This window comes from Ruthenibacterium intestinale (genome assembly GCF_040096265.1).
GTDB lineage: Bacteria > Bacillota > Clostridia > Oscillospirales > Ruminococcaceae > Ruthenibacterium > Ruthenibacterium komagatae.
Genome location: NZ_JBBMFA010000098.1, coordinates 31648 through 50670, shown reverse-complemented (window position 1 = coordinate 50670; position 19023 = coordinate 31648). Strand labels below are relative to the sequence as shown.

The 19023-nt window shown below is 56.5% G+C and carries 17 protein-coding genes; 16 read left to right on the top strand and 1 reads right to left on the bottom strand.

What is annotated here, in order from left to right; all coding sequences use genetic code 11:
• Positions 1 to 29: 29 nt before the first annotated feature.
• The 6 genes from WMO24_RS10760 to WMO24_RS10735 all read left to right on the top strand — a co-directional run bounded on the left by WMO24_RS10760 (position 30) and on the right by WMO24_RS10735 (position 4394).
• The gene (locus tag WMO24_RS10760; protein WP_349216442.1) at positions 30 to 296 is read left to right on the top strand and encodes a pro-sigmaK processing inhibitor BofA family protein; all 267 of its coding nucleotides are present in this window, start codon (positions 30 to 32) and stop codon (positions 294 to 296) included.
• 15 nt (positions 297 to 311) lie between these two features.
• The gene (locus tag WMO24_RS10755; protein WP_349216441.1) at positions 312 to 767 is read left to right on the top strand and encodes a GNAT family N-acetyltransferase; all 456 of its coding nucleotides are present in this window, start codon (positions 312 to 314) and stop codon (positions 765 to 767) included.
• Between the two features lie 61 nt (positions 768 to 828).
• A complete protein-coding gene (locus WMO24_RS10750) occupies positions 829 to 1062 on the top strand; it encodes a hypothetical protein (RefSeq protein ID WP_349216440.1) in 234 nt (77 codons plus the stop codon).
• A 159-nt stretch (positions 1063 to 1221) separates the two neighbouring features.
• Positions 1222 to 1668 (top strand): MarR family winged helix-turn-helix transcriptional regulator, encoded by a 447-nt coding sequence (locus WMO24_RS10745; protein WP_349216439.1) that lies wholly within the window; start codon positions 1222 to 1224, stop codon positions 1666 to 1668.
• The gene (locus WMO24_RS10740; RefSeq protein WP_349216438.1) at positions 1668 to 3041 is read left to right on the top strand and encodes an MATE family efflux transporter; all 1374 of its coding nucleotides are present in this window, start codon (positions 1668 to 1670) and stop codon (positions 3039 to 3041) included. The genes WMO24_RS10745 and WMO24_RS10740 overlap by 1 nt, the downstream gene beginning before the upstream one ends.
• A gap of 18 nt (positions 3042 to 3059) precedes the next feature.
• Entirely contained in the window at positions 3060 to 4394 is a 1335-nt protein-coding gene (locus tag WMO24_RS10735) for an MATE family efflux transporter (protein WP_349216437.1), read from the top strand.
• Positions 4395 to 4444: 50 nt separating this feature from the next.
• Here the strand turns inward: WMO24_RS10735 and WMO24_RS10730 are convergent, their stop codons facing one another.
• On the bottom strand, positions 4445 to 5974 hold the full coding sequence (locus tag WMO24_RS10730; protein WP_349216436.1) for a YifB family Mg chelatase-like AAA ATPase: 1530 nt from the start codon (positions 5972 to 5974) through the stop codon (positions 4445 to 4447).
• A gap of 158 nt (positions 5975 to 6132) precedes the next feature.
• On the opposite strand from WMO24_RS10730, the gene WMO24_RS10725 reads away from it, so the two are divergent.
• The 10 genes from WMO24_RS10725 to rpoB all read left to right on the top strand — a co-directional run bounded on the left by WMO24_RS10725 (position 6133) and on the right by rpoB (position 18972).
• Complete coding sequence (locus tag WMO24_RS10725; RefSeq protein WP_349216435.1) at positions 6133 to 7818, top strand: phospho-sugar mutase; 1686 nt, start codon at positions 6133 to 6135, stop codon at positions 7816 to 7818.
• Between the two features lie 168 nt (positions 7819 to 7986).
• Positions 7987 to 8187, top strand: a complete 201-nt coding sequence (gene rpmE, locus WMO24_RS10720; protein WP_349216434.1) for a 50S ribosomal protein L31 — start codon at positions 7987 to 7989, stop codon at positions 8185 to 8187.
• Positions 8188 to 8267: 80 nt separating this feature from the next.
• Positions 8268 to 8888, top strand: a complete 621-nt coding sequence (locus tag WMO24_RS10715) for an IMPACT family protein (protein ID WP_349216433.1) — start codon at positions 8268 to 8270, stop codon at positions 8886 to 8888.
• 107 nt (positions 8889 to 8995) lie between these two features.
• Entirely contained in the window at positions 8996 to 9994 is a 999-nt protein-coding gene (locus WMO24_RS10710) for a deoxyguanosinetriphosphate triphosphohydrolase (RefSeq protein ID WP_349216432.1), read from the top strand.
• Between the two features lie 9 nt (positions 9995 to 10003).
• Positions 10004 to 10180 (top strand): DUF6440 family protein, encoded by a 177-nt coding sequence (locus WMO24_RS10705; protein ID WP_349216431.1) that lies wholly within the window; start codon positions 10004 to 10006, stop codon positions 10178 to 10180.
• A gap of 33 nt (positions 10181 to 10213) precedes the next feature.
• Positions 10214 to 11971 (top strand): DNA primase, encoded by a 1758-nt coding sequence (dnaG, locus tag WMO24_RS10700; protein WP_349216430.1) that lies wholly within the window; start codon positions 10214 to 10216, stop codon positions 11969 to 11971.
• Positions 11972 to 12021: 50 nt separating this feature from the next.
• Positions 12022 to 13110, top strand: a complete 1089-nt coding sequence (rpoD, locus tag WMO24_RS10695; RefSeq protein WP_349216452.1) for an RNA polymerase sigma factor RpoD — start codon at positions 12022 to 12024, stop codon at positions 13108 to 13110.
• Positions 13111 to 13165: 55 nt separating this feature from the next.
• A complete protein-coding gene (locus tag WMO24_RS10690; protein WP_349216429.1) occupies positions 13166 to 14491 on the top strand; it encodes an MATE family efflux transporter in 1326 nt (441 codons plus the stop codon).
• A 100-nt stretch (positions 14492 to 14591) separates the two neighbouring features.
• Positions 14592 to 15002 (top strand): RrF2 family transcriptional regulator, encoded by a 411-nt coding sequence (locus WMO24_RS10685; protein ID WP_349216428.1) that lies wholly within the window; start codon positions 14592 to 14594, stop codon positions 15000 to 15002.
• A gap of 253 nt (positions 15003 to 15255) precedes the next feature.
• Positions 15256 to 18972, top strand: coding sequence for a DNA-directed RNA polymerase subunit beta (gene rpoB, locus WMO24_RS10680; protein ID WP_349216427.1), 3717 nt, complete (start codon positions 15256 to 15258; stop codon positions 18970 to 18972).
• The last annotated feature ends 51 nt before the right edge of the window (positions 18973 to 19023 follow it).

Below are 19023 nucleotides of genomic sequence, written 5' to 3'. Positions count from 1 at the left end.
TCCGCATAGAATGCGGTGAGGTGAACACGATGACATTCGTTCAGACAGTTGCGCTTTTTTGGGCGCTGGTATGTACCGCCGGGGTGGCGGCAGTTTTGTGTGGAACAAAGCACCCTTTGCTCAACGCGTTGAAAAGCGCGGGGTGCGGCGCGGCCGCTTTGGGGGCAGTTAATTTGCTGGCCGGATTTACCGGGGTGACCATTGCGCTGAATTATGCCACATCGTTTGTGGCAGTGGTGTTGGGAGCACCGGGTGTGGTGCTTTTACTGCTGGCACGCGTGTGGGTGCTGTTTTGATTTGGGAGATTGTTTATGGAATACCAGTGGTTTGCTTTTTCGGACGAACGCATGAAGCAGGCGTTCGATCTGCGAAAGGAAGTCTTTGTGGAAGAACAGGGGTTTGCCCTGGAAGATGAAATGGATGCGCAGGATCAAACCAGCCTGCATGTGCTGGGTATCACAGAACAGGGGACTGTGTGCTGTGCCCGAATCTTCTGGCAGGAGCCGGGGGTGCTTCATGTGGGACGTGTGTGTGTTCGGCGCAGCTGCCGGGGACAAGGGGTAGGCCGCGGCCTGATGGAAGAGATTTTGCGCAAAGCCGGAGAATTGGGCGCACGGCGGGCAGAGTTGGGGTCTCAGTGCGGCAGGGAAGGCTTTTATGAAACGCTGGGCTTCCGTCCCTTTGGCAATCGCTTTCTGGATGCGGGCGCCTGGCATATTGCCATGGGGCGCGACCTGAGAGAACCTTTAAGAGGCCGGAACGGTTGATTGAGGGACAAGCCGATTGCAAAAAACTGCCTTCCCCAAAAGGGGTGCAGGGGGCGCTTGAATGAGCAGGATTTTGAGAATTGCGGGAATTTTGATTTTGCTTTGGGGGTTTGTGGGCACAGTAGTGGCGGGTGTCAACTGGGCCGGTGTGCTGAGCGAGCCCTCCTGTGCGGCAGAAACCGCCCGAATGGTACTGGATGCCAGCCGGGCCCATTTTGTGCAGGGGTGCGTCAGACTGGCAGTGGGCGCGGCCCTGATTGGACTGTCCGTCTTTGTGCGAAAGAAAAATCACTGAACTGAGATGCGCAGAAGCCGTGGCTTCTGCGCATTTTTTACAAGGATATACACGCACAAAACAAATTGCTTGCGCAAGCAATTTTGTTTTGATATAATAAAGACCGTTCGCCCGGACAAGCCCGGGCGTATCCTTTTTAGGCGGTGGAAAACGATGAAGATGGAATGGATCAGATGGCTGTCCGTAGCGGACCGCTATGCCAAAATGGATCTGGACCGGCATTTGGCGCCGTTAGGGCTGAACAGCAGTCAGCACATGTACATTGTGCGCGTGTGCCGCAGTCCGGGAGTGCAGCAGGATCAGCTGGCAGAAATCTTTCACATCCATCCGAGCAACGTTACACGAAGCATAGCTTATTTGGAAAAAGAGGGCTTTTTGCGCCGGGAGCAGAATCCGCGGGATAAGCGTACCAGCCGGTTGTATCCGACCGACAGGGCACAGCAGGCCTGCGGAAGGATCGAGGAGATCTGCGAAAACTGGCAGCATGCCGTGACGGCGGATTTTACCGAGGAAGAGACAGCACTTCTGAACCGGCTTCTGCTGCGGGTGGCAGGCAGCGCCGTAGCGCGCATTGAAAGCCAAAATGCAGGGGAGGAAGAGAAATAATGACCAAAGACAATCCATTGGGGTATGAACCGCTGCCCCAGCTGCTGAAAAAATTTGCGGTACCCAGCATCATTGCAATGCTGGTCAGCTCTCTGTACAATATTGTGGACCAGATTTTCATCGGGCAGGGCGTGGGCTATCTCGGAAACGCCGCTACCAATGTGGCATATCCGCTGACGACGATTTGTATGGCCATTGCGCTTCTGATCGGCATCGGAAGTGCATCGCGCTTTTCGCTTTATCTGGGAGCCGGCGAAAAAGAGAAGGCAGCCAGGGTCGTGGGCAATGCCTTTTTGATGATGCTCGTTGGCGGAATTGCATACACCGTTTTGGTAGAGCTGTTTTTGCGCATCCTGCTGACGGCTTTTGGCGCGACGCCGGATGTCATGCCTTACGCAGAGAGCTACACCCGTATCACTGCACTGGGAATGCCGCTTCTGATCGTCACAAACGGCATGAGCAATCTGGCACGTGCGGACGGCAGTCCCAAATATTCCATGGTCTGCATGCTTTTGGGCGCGGTGATCAACACCATTCTGGACCCCGTTTTCATCTTTGTCTTCGGCTGGGGTGTAGCGGGTGCGGCCTGGGCCACCGTCATTGGTCAGTTCTTTTCTTTTCTGGCGGCGGTGCAGTACCTGGGGCGCTTCCAGCATGTGCAGCTGCGGCGGGAAATGTTCCGCCTGAGCCCGCAGGAAAGCATCCGCATTGCGTCTCTGGGCATGAGCAGCAGCCTGAACCAGCTGGCGATCACACTGGTGCAGATCGTGCTGAACAATTCTCTCACCTACTACGGGGCTGCTTCGGAATACGGCACCGATATTCCTCTGGCGGCCAGCGGCATCGTCATGAAGACAAACGCCATTCTGCTGGCGGTGATCATCGGTATTTCCCAGGGATCGCAGCCCATTGTCGGCTTCAACTACGGGGCGCGGCAGTACGATCGGGTGCGGGGAATTTACAAGCTGGCGGTCAGTTGCTGCGTAGCGGTGGGCAGCGTGGGGTTTGTTCTGTTTGAATTTTTTCCCACACAGATCATTTCCATTTTCGGAACCGGTGATGCGCTGTATTTTGAATTTGCCGTGAAGTTCATGCGCATCTTTCTGATGATGATTTTCATCAATGGCGTGCAGATGATTTCTTCCAACTTTTTTGCTGCCATCGGAAAGCCGGTAAAGGGCATGGTGCTGTCCCTTACGCGGCAGGTGCTGTTCCTGATCCCGCTTTTGCTGATCCTGCCATTGCGGTGGGGAATGGACGGCATTCTGTTCTCCGGTCCGGTGGCGGATTTTGCAGCGTTTGTTACGACCGTGCTTCTGATTCGGCATGAAATGAAGCATATTCGCGCACTGGAAGAAGCGCAGAAAGCATAAGGAAAGCGAGGCGTTCTTTTGATCAAAGACCTGACCAAGGGGAGCCCGGCCTCTGTGCTGTGGCGTTTTTCCATCCCTATGTTTATCAGTGTGATTTTTCAGCAGATGTACAACATTGCCGACAGCGTGATTGCCGGCAAGTTCGCGGGGGAGGACGCGCTGGCGGCTGTGGGCGCGTCCTATCCCATCACCATGATTTTTATGGCCATTGCCGTAGGCAGCAACATCGGCTGTTCCGTAGTCATCTCCAATTTGTTCGGTGCAAGAGAATATACGCGCATGAAGACCGCGGTCAGCACAACGCTGCTGGCGTCTCTGGCGCTTTCGGTGGTGCTGACAGGTGCCGGACTGGTGGGGACCAGGGCGCTGATGCGTATGGTCAATACGCCGGACAATATTTTTGAGGACGGCGCTTTGTATCTGGCCGTTTACGTGGGCGGATTTACCTTCCTGTTTCTGTACAATGTTGCCACGGGCATTTTTACTGCTTTGGGCGATTCCCGCACGCCGCTGTATTTCCTGATCGGCTCTTCATTGGGGAATATTGCGCTGGATTACATCTTTGTGCGTTATTTTGAATGGGGTGTGGCCGGTGTGGCCTGGGCGACCTTCATTGCGCAGGGCATCGCCTGTATTCTGGCGGTGTGGACGGTGGTTCTGCGCTTGCGGGATGTGCCCACCGAGGGACAGGCTCCGCTGTTTTCCATGCCGATGCTGTGCCGCATCGCGCTGATTGCCGTGCCCAGCATTTTGCAGCAGAGCTTTATTTCCGTGGGTAATATTTTCATTCAGGGGTTGGTCAACAGCTACGGTTCCTCTGTCATTGCCGGCTATTCCGCCGCGGTGAAACTGAATACCTTTGCGCTGACCAGCTTTACGACTCTGGGCAACGGAATTTCCAACTTTACGGCTCAGAATCTGGGTGCGGGCAAACCGGATCGGGTGCGTCAGGGGTTCCGGGCGGGCGTGATTATGACGCTGCTGGTGGCGGTTCCCTTTTTCGTTGCCTACTTTGTGTTCGGCCGGCAGATGATCTTTTTGTTCATGACCAGTGAGAGCGGAAAAGCGCTGGAGACCGGTGTGGAATTTTTGCATATCATTTCGCCCTTCTATTTTGCCATTTGCATCAAGCTGATGGCAGACGGTGTTCTGCGCGGCGGCGGCGCCATGAAGGCGTTTATGGTTGCAACCTTTTCCGACTTGATTCTGCGTGTGATTTTGGCATTTCTGTTCTCCGGCATTTGGCAGGAACGGGGAATCTGGCTCTCCTGGCCGCTTGGTTGGGTAGTGGCGACGCTCATGTCGCTGGCGTTTTACAAAAAAGGCGTCTGGAAACAGATGCTCAAGTCTTGAATCCATCAAAAAACCTCCTGTCCGGAAAGTCCCGGGCAGGAGGTTTTTGATTACAGCGAATACCAGTATTTGCGGTCCAGATTGCGGTACTGCACGGCCTCACTGACATGCCAGACCTCCAGGGTTTCGCTGCCGTCCAGATCTGCAATGGTGCGGCTGACTTTCAATACCCGGTCATATGCGCGGGCTGAAAGTCCCAAACTCTGAAAAGCGGATTCCAGAATTTTTTCCGCGTCCCGGGTCATGGGGCAGGCTTGGCGCAGCATGGCGCTGGGAAGCTGGGCGTTGCATGAAATGCCGGTCCCTTCGTAGCGCTTTGTCTGGCGGTCCCGGGCAGCGCACACCCGCCTGAGAATATCTGCGCTGCGTTCGCCGCCGCTTTCCCGGCGCAGTTCTTCGTAGTTGACCGGGGCGACCTCCACGTGAAGATCAATGCGGTCCAGAAGGGGACCGGAAATTTTTTGCAGATAGCGGTTGATGGCTCCGGGCGAGCAGGTACATGCCCGGGTGGGATGGCCGAAATATCCGCAGGGGCAGGGGTTCATGGCTGCCACCAGCATGAAGCGGGACGGGAAAACCGCACTTCCCGCCACACGGCTGACGGTCACATGACCGTCTTCCATGGGCTGACGCAGAATTTCCAGTACATCGCGCCGGAATTCCGGCAGCTCATCCAAAAACAAAACGCCGTTGTGCGAAAGGCTTACTTCCCCGGGGCGGGGCGTGCTTCCGCCACCTGCCAGGCCGGCGGCGCTCACCGAGTGATGCGGCGCGCGAAAGGGGCGGCGCGTCATCAGCGAACTGCCTTTTTCCAGAAGCCCGGCCACCGAATAAATTTTGGTGCAGTCCACAGCCTCGGAACGTGTCAGAGGCGGCAGAATGCCGGGGAGCCGTTTGGCCAGCATGCTTTTTCCGGTGCCCGGCGCGCCGATGAGCAGAATATTGTGTCCGCCGGCAGCGGCGATCTCCATGGCGCGACGTGCTTCCGGCTGTCCGTGCACATCGGCAAAATCCGGCACATCGGCGCCGAGCACGGCGGAAAAGGAGACCGGATCTGCGGGCGCAAGAAGCTGCTCTCCGCGCAGATGGCGCACCACATCCAATGCGCTGTGCACAGGGTAGACGGTCAGTTCTCCCGCTGCGGCCGCTTCCGCCGCGTTTTCGGCGGGAACAAACAGCGTGCGCAGCCCGGCTTCCCGCGCGGCCAATGCCATGGGCAGCACGCCGGTGACGCTGCGAACCTGGCCGTCCAGCGACAGTTCTCCCAGAAAAGCCGCATCAGCGGGAACGCTCTCCAACTGTCTGCTGGCGCACAAAATTGCCAGAAGGACGGGAAGGTCGTATACCGCACCGGTCTTTTTGATGTCCGCGGGAGCCAGATTGACGGTAATGCGGCTGGCGGGCCAGGTGAAAGACAGATTTTTCAGGGCACTGCGCACCCGGTCGGCCGATTCTTTTACGGCGCTGTCCGGCAGACCGACGATCGCAAATTGGGGCAGGCCGCCGCTCACATCCGCCTCTACACGCACAGCAAAACCGGAAAGTGCATATACCCCAAGACTGTTGACTGTGGCGAACATTCCGATATCAACCGCCTTTTCGACAAAATATTGTGGTTACAGTATATCTTTTTCAGCCTTTTTACACAAGAGTGAATTGACATTACACGGGGAAAAGTTTATCATTTAAACAGGTCAATGAGACCTGTGCAAATGTTGAGAAAGCGGGGTATAGAAACATGGAATACAAAGCCGAGTATGAGCGCTGGCTTGCCGCGGACCTGGAAGATAAAGATCTTCGCCCGGAGCTGCTGAGCATTCAGGGCATGGATGAAGAGATCAAGGACCGTTTTGCGGTGAAGCTTGCCTTTGGCACCGCCGGCCTGCGCGGCGTTTTGGGCGCGGGCACCAACCGCATGAATATTTATGTTGTTCGTCAGGCCACACAGGGTCTGGCCAACTGGGTCAAAACACAGGGCGGCACACAGACTGTGGCCATCAGTTATGACAGCCGGATCAAAAGCGATGTGTTCGCCAGAGAGGCGGCCTGTGTGCTGGCTGCAAACGGTGTTCACGTGCGCATTTACAAGGCGCTGATGCCGGTTCCTGCGCTGAGCTTTGCCACACGGTATTATCATTGCAACGCGGGCGTCATGGTCACTGCCAGCCACAACCCCTCCAAGTACAACGGCTACAAAGCGTACGGCCCGGATGGATGCCAGCTGACCGATGAGGCGGCCGACATCGTGTACAACGAAATTCAGAAGATCGACGTGCTCAACGGCGCGGCGACCATGAGCTTTGAAGAGGGCCTGGAGAGCGGTCTGGTTCAGTATGTGGAAGATGCCTGCTACGAAGCTCTGTACGAGGCCATCAAGAGCCGCAGCGTGCGGCCCGGTTTGTGCAAAACGGCAGGCTTGAAGCTGGTTTACAGCCCGCTGAACGGTTCCGGTCTGGTGCCGGTGACCCGTGTGCTGAACGACATCGGCATTACCGACATCACCATTGTGCCTGAACAGAAAGATCCGGATGGCAACTTCCCCACCTGCCCCTATCCCAACCCCGAGATTCGTGAGGCTCTGGCATTGGGCCTGGAACTGGCCGAGAAAGAGGGCGCGGACCTGATGCTGGCCACCGATCCCGACGCGGACCGCGTGGGCATTGCGGTGCGCTGCAAGGATGGAAGCTATCAGCTGCTGAGCGGCAATGAGGTCGGCGTGCTGCTGCTGGATTATATCTGCAAAGGCCGCATTGAGAACGGAACCATGCCCGAGAATCCCGTGTGCGTGAAATCCATTGTATCCACGCCGCTGGCGGACGTGGTGGCAGCGCATTACGGCGTGGAGTGCCGCAATGTTCTGACGGGCTTCAAATGGATCGGCGATCAGATTGCAAGCCTGGAAGCGGCCGGCGAGGTGGAGCGCTTTATCTTCGGGTTTGAAGAGAGCTACGGATATCTTGCAGGCAGCTATGTGCGCGACAAAGACGCGGTGATCGGCTCCATGCTCATTTGTGAGATGGCCGCTTATTATCGCAGCATCGGTTCTTCCATCAAAGAGGAACTGGAGCGCATTTACGCAGAGTATGGCCGTTATCTGAACAAGGTCAACAGCTACGAGTTCCCGGGGCTGTCCGGCATGGAGACGATGGCCGGCATCATGTCCCGCCTGCGCGAGAACCCGCCGAAAGAATTCGCGGGCTATCCGGTGATCAAGGTGGCGGACTATAAAAAGCCGGAGGAGACGGGCCTGCCCGCTGCCAATGTGCTGATTTATTCCCTGGAGGGTGGCGCTACCGTGGTGGTGCGTCCTTCCGGTACAGAGCCGAAGATCAAAACCTATTTCACCACGCTGGGCAAAGACCTGGCGGAAGCAGAGGCTCAGCAGAAAGCACTGGCGGCGGCAGTGGAGCCGATGCTGAAATAAGGCTTGCACTTTTTGAAAAAGTGTGGTATAGTATTTGAGCAATCGTTCCGACGGCTGCTCCATACGCACAGGATGGCGTATGCTGGTAGCCTCCATTGAAGGTTGTGATTGGGCGCATGTATCGAGCATGGCCCCTGAAAGATCAAAACCAGAAAGAGGTGAACCTGAATGAAAGAAGGAATCCATCCGAAGTACCAGGAATGTGTGATCACCTGCGCTTGCGGCAATACGATTCACACTCGTTCCACGAAGCCGGAGATTCACGTTGAGGTGTGCAACAAATGCCATCCCTTCTACACCGGCAAGCAGAAACTGGTCGATACCGGCGGACGCGTGGACCGCTTCAAAAAGCGTTTCAACCTGGACTAATAGCGAACTTGCAAAGGGCGGTTTTACGACCGCCCTTTGTTTTGTTGTCTGAACTCCTTTGGAAAAAGAGGTGCGGCAAGATGGAAGAATACCGGACCATTGAGGGAACGGCCACCGCGGAAATCGAAGAGAAGCGATCGAAATTTCTCTCCAGAATCTCCTTTGCAGACACGGAAGAGAAGGCGCTGGCGGTGTTGAATGAGGTGCGTGCCCAGCACCGGACTGCGAATCATAACGTGTATGCGTACGTCCTGCGGGACGGTATGCGCACCCGATATTCCGATGACGGTGAGCCCGCGAAAACAAGCGGACTTCCCACCTTGGAAGCCATTCGTCATGCGGGGCTGGTGGACTGCATTGTGGTGACCACCCGTTATTTTGGCGGCACGCTTTTAGGAACCGGCGGCCTGGTGAGAGCTTATACGGCGGCTGCGGCCGCAGCGATTTCCCGGGCAAAGGTCCTGTGCGTACGCGTGTGCGTGCGGGGCGTGTGGACCGTGGATTATCCGCTGTATGAGACGGCGGTGAAATTGCTGACAGAACAGGGTGCCCGCCTGGAAGAGGCACAATTTACGGACAAAGTGGCGCTTCCCTTTGTGATGCTTGCGGGCACGGAAGAGGGGTTGCTGCCCAAGGTGCAGCAACTGTGCCGGGGCAGTGCGGAGATTCAGATTTCAAAACCGTATCATGCGCCTTTTTAGATTTTTGTGCGCCGAAACAAAAAATTTACAAAAATCACAAGGGAAATCGCGCCTTTCTGTCGTATAGAGTATATGAAACACCTTTTTCGCGGCAAGGAGGCTGAAATATGACGGTGCGTGAACGGACGGAAGAAATCGAGCGGATGACGCTGTCTCCTTATGCGTCGCTGAGCGAGAACAGCCGCGGGCGAGAAAAGCCCGAGGAAGAATGCCCGGTGCGCACCTGCTATCAGCGGGATCGGGACCGCGTCATCCACTGCAAGGCGTTTCGTCGGCTGAAGCAGAAAACGCAGGTGTTCCTCTCGCCGGAGGGAGATCACTACAGAACGCGGCTGACACATACGCTGGAGGTCAGCCAGATTGCCCGGACCATTGCCCGTGCGCTGCGCCTGAATGAGGATTTGACCGAGGCCATCGCGCTGGCGCACGATTTGGGACATACGCCGTTCGGCCATGCAGGCGAACGGGCGCTGAACCGTTTGTGCCCGGGCGGGTTCAAGCATTACGAGCAAAGCGTGCGTGTGGTGACCCGTCTGGAAAAAGGCGGCAAGGGCCTGAATCTGACATGGGAAGTGCGCAATGGCATTGTGTGCCATACCAAAGGGGCCTGGGCGGCTACGCGGGAAGGGCAGATCGTGCGCTATGCGGACCACATCGCCTACATGAACCATGATATAGAGGATGCGGTGGAAGCCGGTGTTCTCCGGAATGAGGATCTTCCCAAAGAGATCACCCGGGTGCTGGGAGACACAAAGTCCCGGCGCATCACCACCATGATCTGTTCCATGATCGATCACGGTGCGGAAACCATCGGTATGGACAGTGAAGTGGCCGGCGCCTATGAAGCGCTGCACGATTTTATGTACAGCACAGTATATGTGGACCGGGTGGCAAAGCGCGAGGAAAAAAAGGTGGACAAGCTCATTGAGGAACTGTACAACTATTTCCGGGAGCATCCCACCCATATGCCGCAGGACTATTTGTACATTGTTTGGAACGAAGGGGCGGACCGCGCCGTGACCGATTATATTTCCGGCATGAGCGACGAATATGCGACGCGCACGTTCGAAGAATTGTTCGTGCCCCAGAAGTGGCATGTGCTTTGAGGAGGAAAGATGGACGAAAAGCGATTTGAAGTGATTTACAAGCAGGCGGTCTCTTTCAGCACAGAAGTGCGCATTCTGCGGGATCGGGAGACCGGCGTTCAGTACCTGATCAACTGGACCGGCCAGGGCGGCGGAATCACACCGCTGCTTGGAGCTGACGGAAAACCGGTGGTCTCCTTTGACTGAGCGAGATTGGGACCGGATGGGAGGTGACGGGCTGTGATCCCCCATGAATACATAGAGGAACTGGTGCAGCGCAGCGACATTGTGGATGTGGTGCAAAGCTATGTGCAGCTTCGTCACCGCGGGCGCACACACACCGGGCTGTGCCCGTTTCACAACGAAAAAACACCGTCTTTTGTGGTGTATCCGGAGACGCAGTCGTTCTACTGCTTCGGATGCGGCACGGGCGGCGATGTGATCACGTTCATCAAAAAAATCAACAATGTGGACTATGTGGAGGCGGTGAAGACGCTGGCGTCCCGGGCGGGAATGCCCCTGCCGGACGAGGATGACAAAACCGGGCGGCTGCGCAGCCGTGTGCTGTCCATCAACAAAGACGCGGCGCGCTTTTTTGTGGAGTGTCTTCAAAGTGAGGAAGGTCGTGACGCGCGTCGATACTGGGTGGAAAAGCGGGGCCTTTCCCCCAAGACCATTACCCGATTTGGATTGGGTTATGCGCCGGACGGCTTCAACCGCATGCGCGATCATCTGCGAAAGCTGGGATACAGCGAGGAGGAGATGCTTGCCAGCGGTGTGGTGCGCAAAAGTGAGCGCGGCAGCCTGTACGATATGTTCCGCAACCGGGTCATGATCCCCATCATTGATCTGCGGGGCAATGTGATTGCCTTCAGCGGGCGGGATTTCACTTCGGAAAAACCGCAGCGCAAATACGTCAACAGTCCGGAAACCATCGTGTACAAAAAAAGCCGGACCCTGTTTGCCATGAATCTGGCCAAGAAGTCCGCTTCCCGAAGATATATTTTATGTGAGGGAAATCTGGATGCGATCTCCATGCATCAGGCGGGATTCGATACGGCAGTGGCAGGCTGCGGCACCGCTCTTACGTCGGAGCAGGTAAAGCTGATCGGCGATTACGCGGATGAAGTGGTGCTCTGCTTTGATTCGGATGAGGCGGGCCAGAAGGCCACAGCCAGAGCCATTCGGCTGTTTTCCGCGTCCAACGTGAAGGTTTCCGTTTTGAATATCCCAGATGCAAAAGACCCGGATGAGTACATTAAAAAGTTTGGTGCTGACCGGTTTGAAATGCTTTTGAACGGGTCGGCCAATGCCATCGAATACGCTTTGCAGAAGGCGCGGGCAAATTATGACATTGCCACGCCGGATGGAAGAGTGGGGTATCTGAAAGACGCAATTGCCGTTCTGGCCGGGAACGTGTCCGCCACGGAGCGGGATGTTTATGCAGGGCGTCTTTCGCAGGAGACCGATGTGGCGAAACCGGCGATTTTGAATCAGCTGGAGTCTGCGATTCGCGCCCGGAACCGCCGCCAGCAGCAGGAGCGGGAAAAGCGTCTGCTGGAAGAAGGTGCGGCTGGCCGGGTAAAGGTTTCTTTTTCGCAGGGCGGTCAAAAAGCGCTGGGCGTGGCATTTGCGCAGCAGCAGCTGGTGGCGGCGCTGCTGAAAGAACCGTCGTACGTGCCGCTGGCGGCGGCGCGGGTGAAGCCGGAGGCGTTTTTGGATGAGGGCCTGGGACAGGCCTACGCACTGGTGGTTCAGCGGGTGCAGAACGGGGAGAATGTGGATGTGGCATCGTTGTCCGGAGAGATACCAGAAGCGACACTGGCGCTGATCAGCCGTGTGCTGGCACAGAACTATGACGTGGGCTTCTCCCGCCAGGACGTGGAGATGTATCTGGACCGCATTGAACACAGCGTGCCGGAGTCCAGCCGGGCCGCACAGAAAACGGCGGACGAACTGGCGGATTACCTGCAGGCACTGAAGGATAAAAAAGGATAGAACGCACGCCAAGAACATATATTAGATTGAATAAGAATAAGGGAGTCATTATGGGAGAGAAGAAAAACATCATTTTGAACCTGGTGGAACAGGGCAAACGCGCCGGCAAGGTCACGACCAAAGAAATCAACGATACGCTGGAAGAGATGGGCTTCGAGGTGGAGCTGGTGGACAAGCTCTACGAGACGCTGGAAGCCAATAACATCGAGATTGTGGAAGAACCGGACGCGGACGCTGAGGAATTTACGCTCACCGAAGACACGGTGGATGTGCTGGAATCTGCGCTGACGGCTGAGGGCGTTTCCATCGACGACCCGGTCAAGGTATACCTGAAAGAGATCGGCCGTGTTCCGCTGCTCAGCCCGGAAGAAGAGATCGATCTGGCCATTAAGATTCAAAGCGGCGGCCCGGATGGCGAAAAGGCCAAACAGCGCCTTTCGGAGGCCAACCTCCGTCTGGTGGTGTCCATCGCCAAACGTTATGTGGGGCGCGGAATGCAGTTCCTGGATCTGATTCAGGAGGGCAACCTGGGCCTGATCAAGGCCGTTGAAAAATTCGACCACACCAAGGGCTTTAAATTCTCTACCTATGCCACTTGGTGGATCCGGCAGGCCATCACCCGCGCGATTGCGGATCAGGCCCGCACCATCCGTATTCCGGTGCATATGGTGGAAACCATCAACAAGGTGAAAAAGGTTTCCAGCCAGTTGCTGCACCGCAACGGCCATGAGCCCACTGCGGACGAAATTGCGCTGGAGCTGGATATGCCGGTGGACAAAGTGCGCGAGATCATGCGTGTTGCTCAGGAGCCGGTCAGTCTGGAGACGCCCATCGGTGAGGAAGAGGACAGCCATTTGGGAGATTTCATTCCCGATGAGGATGCTCCGGTTCCGGCTGAGGCAGCCAGTCACACGCTTCTGCGGGAACAGTTGGGCGATGTGCTGAAAAGCCTGACGCCCCGTGAGGAAAAAGTCCTGCGCCTTCGTTTTGGTCTGGAGGACGGCCGTCCCCGCACCTTGGAAGAGGTGGGCAAGGAGTTCAATGTCACCCGTGAACGCATTCGTCAGATCGAGGCCAAGGCTCTGCGCAAGCTGCGGCATCCCTCCCGCTCCAAAAAGCTGCGTGACTTCCTGGATTAAAACTGAAAAAATAAAAGTGGGCCTTCGGGGCCCACTTTTTTGAGGAGGAGACGTTGTGGCGACGGATATGACACAGGGGCGCGTGATGCGTCCGCTGATCCGCTTTACGCTGCCTTTGGTTCTGGCCAATGTGTTCCAGCTGACGTACAATGCGGCCGATGCGGTGATCGTGGGGCGGTTCGTCGGCAAAGAAGCGCTGGCGGCTGTGGGAGCCGCCGGCCCGGTGGTCAACATCATCACTTTTCTGGTGGTGGGCGCCTGCCTGGGGGCGGGCGTTTTGATGAGCGAATTTTTCGGGGCGCAGGACCGGGAGACACTGCGCTGCGAAATCGGCACCTCGCTGACGGCAGGCCTTGGGTTTACGCTGGTGCTGGCGCTGCTCTGCGGCGGTCTGGCGGGCCCGCTGCTTCGGTTGACCAGAGTGCCGGAGAGCCTGCTGCCATCGGCGGCACTGTATTTGCAAATTGTGTGCGCTGCGCTTCCGTTCACGTTTTTGTACAATCTTTTTGCCAGCGCGCTGCGCGCGGTGGGGGATTCCCGAACACCGCTGTTTTTTGTGGCTGCATCCGCTTGTGCCAACATCGTGGTGGACTATGTGTTCGTAGCGGTTTTGGGCATGGGGGTGGAAGGCGCGGCGCTGGCCACGGCACTGGCCATGACGTTCAGCGGCGTACTGTGCGTTTCGTATGTGTGGCTGCGCATTCCGCTGCTCCGTCCGGGCCGCGCGCAGCTTTTCCCGCGGCGGGATCTTTTGCGCAGGACCGTCGGATACAGCTGGGTGACGGCGTTGCAGCAAGCGGCGCTGTACATTGGAAAACTGCTGGTGCAAAGCTGCGTCAACACCCTGGGTGTGGATACCATCGCTGCGTTCAATGCGGTGAATCGTGTGGATGATTTTGCATATACGCCGCAGCAAAACATTGCGCATGCCATGACCACGTTTATTGCACAGAACCGCGGAGCCGGCAAAACAGAGCGCATTGAACGGGGGTTCCGTGCGGGTGCGGTGCTGGAAGCTGCGTACTGGGCGGTTCTGGCGCTGATTGTTTTGGCGTCGGCCCGGGGGATCATGGGGCTTTTCGTGCCGGATGATGCAGCCGTGGTGGAGATGGGAACAAAATATCTGCATTGGATGGCGTTGTTCTATCTTCTGCCGGCCTGCACCAACTGGATTCAGGGGTATTTTCGCGGCATGGGCGATTTGAAGGTCACGCTGTTCTCCACGTCGATTCAAATGCTGGGCAGGGTGATTTTCACCTTCCTGCTGGCGCCGGGTTTTGGCATTGAGGGCATTGCTTTTGCGCAGCTGGGCGGCTGGCTGGTCATGCTGGCGTATGAAGTGCCTGTGCTGGTGCATGCCAGACGGTCCCGTGGGGTATAAGTGTGGACTTTGTGAAAAAAAGCGCGGTCGCTTGACAAATGCTGCGCTTTTTTTTATGATTAAAGTTAATTGATACAGTATAGTTAAAGGAGTGGCATCATTGCATATTACGCAGGAATCGGATTACGCGATTCGCATTGTGTATTGTCTGGCCAAAAGTGGCACCCGGCGGGACGCCCGCAGCATCAGTGAGGAGATGTGCGTCACGCTTCGTTTCTCCTTAAAAATTCTCGGAAAACTGGCTGCCAACGGAATCGTAAACAGCTACAAAGGAAACCGGGGCGGCTACGAATTGGCAAATCCGCCTGCCCAGGTGAGCCTGAAAGACGTGATCAACGCGGTGGAAGGACCATATCATCTGTCCAGATGCACCCAGGACGGAGTGTGCAACCGCGGCGCATCGGGCGTCTGTACGTTTCAGCAGGTATTTCGAAAGCTGAGCGACGAGATCAATGAAAAATTACAGAAGGTCAATTTCCAGATGCTTTTGGACGGCGATGTTGACTTCTGAATGCGTAAAACCACACACGGCGCCTTGTGTGCCAAGTGTGGTTTTTTCGTCACTTTTTTTTCAAAAAGCACCTTGACGGCTTGTGTTTTGTGGGGTATAATGCTTAAATGTATCATAATGGCTTAGTGTGCACCATGTGAACAAAAATGGCGAAAATATTTGTGCAAAACGCCAAAAAACATGGGTCGGACAGGCTGTTTATGCGCATTTTGTAAGCCCTGTAACGTTGGAGAAAGAGGAGTGGTCGTACATTATGGTGAAAGTCAAGCCCGTACAACTTGGCAGAACCGAGCGCATGAGCTTTTCCAAGATCGATGAAGTCATCGATATGCCGAACCTGATCGAGGTTCAGAAAAACTCATATCAGTGGTTCCTGGACAAAGGCCTGAAGGAGGTCTTCCGTGATATTTCCACGATCGAGGACTACACTGGAAACCTTGTGCTGGACTTCATCGATTACCGCCTGGATTCCCAGCCCAAATACAGCATCAAAGAGTGCAAGGAACGCGACGCCACCTATGCCGCTCCTCTGCGCGTGACAGCGCGCCTGCTGAACAAGGAGACGGGCGAGGTGAAAGAGCAGGAGATCTTCATGGGAGATTTCCCGCTGATGACCGACTCCGGCACGTTTTTGTACAACGGCGCCGAGCGCGTGATCGTGTCTCAGCTGGTTCGCAGCCCGGGCGTGTATTTCGGCAAAAGTTATGACAAGACCGGCAAGGAGCTGTTTACGGCAACCATGAACCCCAACCGGGGCGCATGGCTGGAGTATGAGACCGATGCCAATGACGTGTTCTACGTCCGCATTGATAAAAACCGCAAGATCCCTGTGACCGTGCTGATTCGTGCACTGGGCCTGGGCGAGGATCAGAAGATCCGCGATTTCTTCGGTGACGACGAGCGCATTGAGGCCACACTGGCCAAAGACCCCACCAAGAGCGAGGAAGAGGGCCTGCTGGAAACCTATCGCAAACTGCGTCCGGGTGAGCCCCCCACAGTGGAGAGCGCGTCCAGCCATTTGAACGGGCTGTTCTTTGATCCGCGCCGGTATGATCTGTCCCGGTTCGGACGCTATAAAATGAACAAGAAGCTGGCCATCGGCCGGCGTATTGCGGGCCAGATTGCCGCCCGTGATATCATCGCTCCCCTGACGGGCGAGCTGCTGGCTGCCGCTGGCGAGAAGATCACCATGGAGACCGCCATGGCGGCTGAGCGCGCCGGCGTGAGCGTGGTCTATGTGACTGTGGATGAAAAAGAAGTGAAGGTCATTTCCAACGGCACGGTCAACGCCAATGACTTCTTCTCCTTCGACACAGCGGAGTGCGGCATTGACGAGCGCGTCAACTTTGCCGAGGTATGTGCCATCCTGGATGAGACCAGCGACGTGGAAGAGCAGAAAGCGCTGATCGTGAAAAACCACGACAAGCTGATCGCAAAAACGGTCACGGTGGATGATATCTTCTCTTCCATCAACTATCTGAACGGTCTGGCGCACGGCATCGGCACTACCGATGACATCGACCATTTGGGCAACCGCCGCATTCGCAGCGTAGGCGAATTGCTGCAGAATCAGTTCCGGATCGGCTTCTCCCGTATGGAGCGTGTGATCCGCGAGCGCATGACGCTGCAGGCGCAGGACATGGAAGTTGTCACGCCGCAGTCTCTCATCAACATTCGTCCCGTGGTGGCGGCGATCAAGGAATTCTTTGGTTCTTCTCCGCTGAGCCAGTTCATGGATCAGAACAACCCGCTGGCAGAGCTGACGCACAAGCGCCGTCTGTCCGCACTGGGCCCGGGCGGCTTGTCCCGTGACCGCGCCGGATTCGAGGTCCGCGACGTTCACTACTCGCATTACGGCCGCATGTGCCCCATCGAGACGCCTGAGGGACCGAACATCGGTCTGATCTCCTATCTGGCCACTTTTGCGAAGATCAACGAGTACGGCTTTATTGAGGCGCCGTATCGCCGCATCGACAAAGAGCGCGGCGTTGTCACGGATGAAGTGGTCTATATGACCGCCGACGAAGAGGACGAGTACATTGTTGCGCAGGCCAACGAGCCGATGGACGACGAAGGCCACTTTATGCGCGATCGTGTATCCTGCCGTTACCGCGATGAGATCATCGAGGTTGACAAGAGCCGTCCGGACTTCATGGACGTCTCGCCGAAGATGGTGGTCTCTGTGGCTACCGCAATGATCCCCTTCCTGGAGAACGACGACGCCAACCGTGCGCTGATGGGTTCCAACATGCAGCGTCAGGCAGTGCCTCTGCTGGTCACGGAGCAGCCCATTGTGGCAACCGGTATGGAATACAAAGCGGCCTGCGACTCCGGTGTGTGTGTTCTGGCCAAAAACGACGGTGTGGTTGAGAAAGTGACTGCCGATAAGATCATCGTGCGCACCTCCAAGACCACCACTGACGAGTATGAGCTCATCAAGTTCATGCGTTCCAACCAGGGCACCTGCATCAACCAGCGCCCCATCGTCAACAAAGGCGACGAGGTCAAAAAAGGTGACGTTCTGGCAGACGGTCCCGCGACCAAGAACGGTGAGATATCTCTGGGCAAAAACGCTCTGATCGGTTTCATGACCTGGGAAGGTTACAACTACGAGGACGCCGTTCTGATCAACGAGAAGATCGTTCGTGAAGACGTTTATACCTCCATCCACATTGAGGAGTATGAGATCGAGAGCCGCGAGACGAAACTCGGACCCGAGGAGATCACCCGCGACATCCCCAACGTGGGTGAGGAAGCGCTGAAAGATCTGGACGAGCGCGGCATTATCCGCATTGGTGCGGAAGTGTCTGCCGGCGACATTCTGGTCGGTAAGGTAACACCCAAAGGCGAGACCGAGCTGACCGCGGAAGAGCGCCTGCTGCGCGCCATCTTCGGCGAGAAGGCACGCGAGGTGCGTGATACCTCTCTGCGTGTGCCTCATGGTGAGTACGGCATCATTGTGGATGTCAAAGAGTTCACCCCTGAAAACTGCGACGAACTGCAGCCCGGCGTGCGCCAGGTGGTCCGCTGCTACATCGCCCAGAAGCGCAAGATCAGCGTAGGCGATAAGATGGCTGGCCGTCACGGCAACAAAGGTGTTGTGTCCCGCATTCTGCCGCAGGAGGATATGCCCTTCCTGGAGGACGGCACGCCGCTGGATATCGTGCTGAACCCGCTGGGCGTTCCGTCCCGTATGAACATCGGTCAGGTGCTGGAGGTCCATTTGGGCTATGCTGCTGCCGCCCTCGGCTGGAAAGTGATGACGCCGGTCTTCGACGGCGCGCACGAGTCTGATATTCGCGAAATGTTCCGCATGGCGGGCAAGAGCGAAGACGGCAAGAGCGTTGTGTACGACGGCCGCACCGGCGAGAAGTTCGATAACCCTGTTACCGTGGGTTACATGTATTATTTGAAACTGCATCATCTGGTCGACGATAAGATCCACGCCCGTTCTACCGGTCCGTACAGTCTGGTCACCCAGCAGCCTCTGGGCGGCAAGGCTCAGTTCGGCGGTCAGCGTTTCGGCGAGATGGAGGTTTGGGCTCTGGAAGCGTACGGCGCTGCTTACACGCTGCAGGAGATCCTGACCGTCAAATCGGACGACGTGGTGGGCCGTGTCAAGACCTATGAGGCCATTGTCAAAGGTCAGCCTGTGCCGCAGCCGGGTATCCCCGAGGCGTTCCGCGTGCTGATGAAAGAGCTGCAGAGCCTTGGCCTGGATGTTCGCGTGCAGGATGTGGACGGCAACGAAATCGACATCAAGCAGACCTATGACGAAGACGAAATGGGCTTTGATGGTGCAGATCTCGCCATCGGCGACGACGTGGTCGTGGAAGGCGAACTGAACGACGATTACAGCATTGAGGACGCACCGGAAGACGCGGGCCTCGACATTGAACCCGACGACTCTCTTTTTGCAGACGACGGTCTGTTCGGCCTTTCTGACGATGGGCTGAGCGACGGAGAGTAAGTCCAAGACGCATCCCCCCGCCGCCGCGCACCGCGCGGGCGGGGGAGACTC